Below are 6,271 nucleotides of genomic sequence, written 5' to 3' on the forward strand. Positions count from 1 at the left end.
AGACATCATTATGGAACTGATATAATAATTCGCTGTTTTTGTGCAAGAGACAGGAACTTTATTTTGCGGGGCGACAATCAAGTTGATATTACCAAAGGAGAGGAACTCGGTATTGTTTTGAACCATGAGGACGGAGTTTATGAACCAGGCGAAATGGTTGAATTCTCAACAAACCTTCCTGAAGGAAGTCTGACATCAGTAGCAGCATTAAAGGTTGAAGCAAATGAGCAGACAGATACAGCAGATTTGTTATATTCAGAAGTGACGTATAATTCATCCAGCGATACTTTTTATTTTGAAATGCCGGAGGATAATATCGCACTTGAGGTAGCCCAGGATTCAGCAGAAGGAGCGGTCATGCTTTTAGCTTCTGATGATGGGAATGATGTACCATGGGATGAGGCTACAGAGATTGATGCGAACACGTATTACTATTATTCAGATGGAAAACTGCATCCGTTTGACAGTGTCATGGGAAGCGGCGGCAATGATTCCTACAAATATATCCGGTATAAAGTGGATGGAAAGACCTATACTGTGAATGCTTATTGTATGCAGCATTCTATGCCTTCTCCGCCAAGCGGAACTACTTATAAAAATATGGTGGAGCTGGATGAGGGAGGCGATGATAAATACCTTAGGAAAGCCCTGTTTTATGGATATGGCGGTCCGGGATGGGGAGATACTTTTAATGGGTATAACATCCAGCAGATCATGCAGAAATATGGATGTGGTTCTGAAACAAGGGCAATGCAGCATTATCTGGTGGACTATCTTTATGATGGAGAGTCGGGATTTGGTGGAGCATTGTCTGACACTGCAAAAAATATGCTGAGAGAGATAAAAACGGCATTAGGTAAAATGCCGGATCCCACTGCACAGGAATTACTTCCAGGACTTTCCGTAACTGCATCCGGAAGAGACACCGAAACATTCACATGGAAAGCAAATGAAGCATTTACTATTACCCTTCATCTGGAAAATGGAGTAACGCTGGTCAATGAAACAACTGGAAAATCTGGTACAGGAAATGTGACAGTAAAGGGTGGGGATAAATTCCATCTGACAGCGACTACAGATGATATCAGTAGTTTGAAAGGCAGCTATGCCATCACATCCAAATATCCTCTGGATTTTCATGCAATGCTTTTAAAACTGCAGAATTCACAGGATATCGGATTCGGATACTATACAGATTCCAGTGATCTGAAATTGACGGTTGATTGGCCGGAGACTGCCCAGATTGATATTGTAAAAAAGGATAGTAAAAGTAATGCAAAGATTGCAGGAGCGGTCTATGGCATTTACAGTGATGAAGCAGGAACAAACCTTATTACCAAAATGCCTGCAACCGATTCTAATGGAGCATCCAGTGTCACGATTGAAAAGACACAGAATACCGTGTACCTGAAAGAGATTTCTGTACCAAACGGATACCGTTTAGATACAAAATCATATGGAATTAACCTGATTGTAGGCGGTGTTACGAAAAAAGAAGTGACGGATGAAGAACAGTTTGCAGACCTGACCGTTTATAAGGAAGGGGAGGTGCTGACCGGTGCTTCTGTCACAGATTCCGGTGTGGTGTTCCAGTACACAAAACAGAGATTGAAAGGCGCTGTTTATAACGTGTATGCCGGAGCGGATATTAAAGCGGCAGATGGAAGGGTTATTTTCCAGAAGGGTGTCCTTGTAAAAGAGGGTCTGACCACCGGTGAGGATGGCAGTGCAACCCTTAAGAACCTGCATCTTGGCACTTACGTTGTAACAGAAATGAAAGCCCCGGCAGATTATGTGTGCAAGGGCGAATCCAAAACCGTTACCTTAAGCTATGCAGGGCAGAACGTGGAAGTGGCAGTAGGAAATGTGACCTTTGCTAATGACCGCCAGAAGGCAAGCGTATCTGTGGTGAAACAGGACGATACCACAAAGAACCCGCTGTCCGGAGGAATCTATGGACTGTATGCGGCTGAGGATATCGCTGATGTATCCGGAAGTGTTGTAGTGAGAAAAGATACCCTGATTGAAAAAGCAGCAACCGGAAACGATGGAAACGCTGTATATCAGGCAGACCTGCCGATCAACCACAGCTATTATGTGAAAGAGCTGCAGGCACCTGAAAACTACTTCCGAAACAGTGAGGATGTATTCTCTTTCAGATTTCAGTACACCAACGATAAACAGGCATCCGTCACATTTACCCATACGTTTGAGAATGAACGTGTCAATGCAACGATTCATCTGGTCAAGAAAGATAAAGAGACCGGAAGGGAAGCACAGGGGGATGCAGCCTTTGAAGGTGCTGTTTACGGAGTGTATGCAAGGGAAAACATTATCCATCCGGATGGAAAGACAGGCATCCTCTATAAAGCAGGAAGCCAGGTGGCAACCATGACGGTTGATAAAAAGGGTGATGCATCGGTAGAAGACCTGTACCTTGGAAAATACTATGTGAAAGAGATCACACCGCCGACCGGATACCTGATCGACGAGGGTGAGTATGACCTGGAATGCAGTTATGAGGGAGACTTTGTAAAGAATGTGGAGCGCAGTACAGAATCCTCGGAACAGGTCATGAAACAGCCGTTCCAGGTAATTAAAGCGGCGAATAACGGAAAGACAGACGCAGACCTGTTAAAAGGTGCCGGATTTACAGCTTATTTAAAGAGCAGCTTAAAGACTAATCCGGACGGCAGCTACGATTTTGCATCTGCCAAACCGGTAGTGCTGACCGCAGATGGAAAAACAGAGATGTTTACCGATGCCAAAGGCTATGCCTGCAGCATCCCGCTTCCGTATGGTACTTACCTTGTAAAAGAAACAACGACACCGAACAATTATAAACCCGTAGATGATTTTATTGTTACCATCAGTGAAAACCATCCGGATGAGCCGCAGATCTGGCGGATCCTTCTGGATGATGAATTTAAAGCAAAGTTAAAAATCGTGAAGAAAGACGATGAAACAAAGAAACCGGTGCTGGTGGCAGGTACAGAATTTAAGATTTATGACCTGGACCATAAGAAATATGTGGAACAGGTTACTACTTACCCGATCACTGTTACCCACAAATCCTATTTCACAGACAGCCAGGGTTATCTGATTCTTCCGAATAATTTAAGTATCGGACATTACCGGATCGAGGAAGTGACAGCCCCGGACGGCTATACCTTAAACCAGAATTATGTGGAGATCGCGGTGGATTCCAATACTGCATACCAGATGGATTCTGTCAGCGGGGATGTGGTGATTGAAGTAGATTACGAAAACCATCCGGTCAAAGGAAAGCTGATTGTTTACAAAAAAGGTGAGATGCTTGCTGGATTTAACAAGGATTTCATTTACGAAGAGCAGTTCCTGAAGGATGCCGTCTTTGAAGTGTATGCGGTGGAGGATATTTACTCCCCGGATTACCAGAAGGACGCAGATGGGAACCGGATTTTAGTCTATGCAAAGGATACACTGGTGACTACGATCACAACCGGTGAGGATGGAATGGCAGTTGCAGAAAACCTTCCGCTTGGTGCTTACCGGGTGGCAGAAAAAACAGCCCCGGAAGGGTTTGTGTTAAATCCGGAAGATTCTGAAGTTGTCTTTGTCTATGAAGGCCAGGATACTCCGGTGGTAGAGCAGGAAGTGACCGTCGGTGATGAGAGACAGAAGGTAGCGGTTACGGTTGAAAAACAGGATGCGGAAAATGGTGCTGTTGTGGCAGGTGCCGTATTTGGTATCTACAACAAAGAAGATATTACCACAGACGGCAAAGTAATCGTTGAGGCAGATACCCTGCTTCAGGAAATGACTTCAGATGAGAAGGGACAGGCAGGCTGTACACTGGATCTTCCGCTTGGAAGTTACTATGTGAAAGAGCTGAAAGCCCCGGCAGGATTCGTTTCCTCCAATGAAGTCTTATACTTTGATGCTTCCTATCAGGGACAGGATGTGGAAACAGTTGTTTTGGAAGCCGTAAAGAAAAACCAGCCGACCACAGTGGAGATCACAAAATCTGACATTACCACAGGAACAGAACTGGATGGTGCAAGCCTGAAAGTGCTGGATAAGGACGGGAATGTTGTGGATGAATGGACTTCCGTTAAGGATGCCCCGCATGTGATCAAACGTCTGGTGGCAGGTGAGACTTACACACTCCGGGAAGAATTTGCACCGTATGGCTACCTGAAAGCAACGGATATCACATTTACAGTTGAGGATAACGGCGACGTCCAGAAGATTGAAATGAAAGATGAAGTGCCGACCGGGCTTCTGATCATCAACAAGAAGGGTGAATTCCTGGATAAAGTAACGCTTTTGGATAACGCAAAAGGCACTGTGGAGCATCTGTTTGAGTATATCACAGGAAGCCTTACCGAAGTTACTTTCAACGTTTATGCTGCAGAAGATATCAAAGCGGCAGATGGTGTCAGCGAGGATTACTTCAAAGCAGATGAACTGGTGGGAACCATTACCACAGATACCAATGGTATTGCACAGCTTGGGGATCTCCCGGTTGGAAAATACTATGTGAAAGAGGCAGAAACTGCCCATGGTTATGTGCTGGATGGGGAACCTAAGTTTGTGGATTTAAGTTACCGTGACCAGGATACCCCGGTGGTAACGTATGATGAAGCATGGCAGAATAACCGCCAGAAAGTCAAAGTGACCGTCCTGAAAAAGGAAAAAGACACGGAACGTGTACTGGCAGGCGGTATCTTCGGATTGTTTACAAGAGAGGATATCAAAAATGCCGGCGGTGATGTTCTGCTGAAAGCAGATACGCTCATTGAGCTTAAGACTACCGATGAAAACGGTCAGATCACTTTTATGGCAGACCTGCCGGTAGACGGAAACTATTATGTGAAAGAGCTGTATGCTCCGGATGGTTTTGTGACCACCAATGAGGAACAGGATTTCACCTTTGAATATGCCGGTGCGGACCAGGCAGAGGTAAGCTATGATTTTACCTTTGAAAATGAGGCAACAATCGTGGAGCTGACAAAATCCGACCTGACAACAGGGGATGAACTCCCGGGTGCCCACCTGAAAGTGACCGATGAGGATGGCAATGTGGTGGATGAATGGGTATCTGCAGAAGAAGCCCATGTAATCAAAGAACTGGTAGTCGGCAAGACCTACACCATGACAGAAACCAAACCTGCAGATGGATATGTAACCGCAGAAAGCATCGAATTTACCATCGAGAATACTGAGGAAATCCAGAAGCATGAAATGAAAGACGATGTGACAAAGGTACAGATCAGCAAGACGGATATCACCGGAGACCAGGAGATCCCGGGTGCGAAGCTGACGATCCTGGACGAAAATGACCAGGTAGTGGAAAGCTGGACTTCCACAGAGGAGCCGCATTATGTGGAGAAGTTGCCGATTGGCAGATACACACTCAGAGAGGAACAGGCACCGAAAGGGTTTATCCTGACAGCAGATGTTTCCTTTGAAGTGAAAGATACCGGTGAGATCCAGACCGTTGTTATGAAGGATGATGCCACAAAAGGTAAAGTGATCCTGAATAAAACAGATAAGGAAACCGGAGAGCCGTTAAAAGGCGTGGAATTTGAACTTCGTGACAGCAAGGGAAAGGTACTGGAGACCTTAAAGACGGATGCTGCCGGTCATGCGGAAAGCATCCTTTATGAGATCGCTGATTACAAAGACGGTAAATATGCCGGTGAGAAGAAATATTATCTGGTGGAAACCAAGACGCTGGATGGATACACACTGGATAAGACCGAGCATGAGGTGGTATTTGCTTACAAAGATGACAGTACACCGATTGTGGAAGTGACTTTTGACCTGACAAATGACAAGCCGGAAGTGCCACAGACAACGGAGGGTACGCCTGGAACACCGTCAGCCGGTAACCCGAAGACCGGGGATGAGACGAATCTCTGGCTTCCGGTGGTACTGCTGGCAGTATCTGTAAGCGGCATTGCCGGACTTCTGGCAGCCAGAAGAAAGAGAAAAAGAAAATAGTAACCTTATATGAGCAGGGAGCCTTAATTCAGGGCTCCCTTTTATCATAGCAAAAATCAGGAAAGGACAGGTAAGGAATATGAAGAAAACAATGAACACAGTGCAGGCAGGGAGAGAGATGCAGGAGAGATCATTCAAGAGAATGATGGCATACCAGAAAAAAGCAGAGCAGGCAGTCAACAAAAAGAGAATGAACCAGCACATGAATAACTTCTCGGGGTTAGCCTAGATCATCCAACTCCCGTTGGATTTTAGGATAAATTACAACTGAATATAGACTTGT

General features: G+C 45.3%; 2 protein-coding genes. Both read left to right on the plus strand.

The annotated features are described in order from the left end of the window. Positions 1-63 precede the first annotated feature (63 nt). Entirely contained in the window at positions 64-5,988 is a 5,925-nt protein-coding gene (locus ACESZH_RS23430) for a SpaA isopeptide-forming pilin-related protein (protein ID WP_373219494.1), read from the plus strand. 79 nt (positions 5,989-6,067) lie between these two features. After that, a complete protein-coding gene (locus ACESZH_RS23435) occupies positions 6,068-6,217 on the plus strand; it encodes a hypothetical protein (RefSeq protein ID WP_373219496.1) in 150 nt (49 codons plus the stop codon). Positions 6,218-6,271 lie beyond the last annotated feature (54 nt).

Origin of the sequence: Ruminococcus sp. 5_1_39BFAA (assembly GCF_964240875.1) — a bacterium.
Lineage (GTDB): Bacteria > Bacillota > Clostridia > Lachnospirales > Lachnospiraceae > Blautia_A.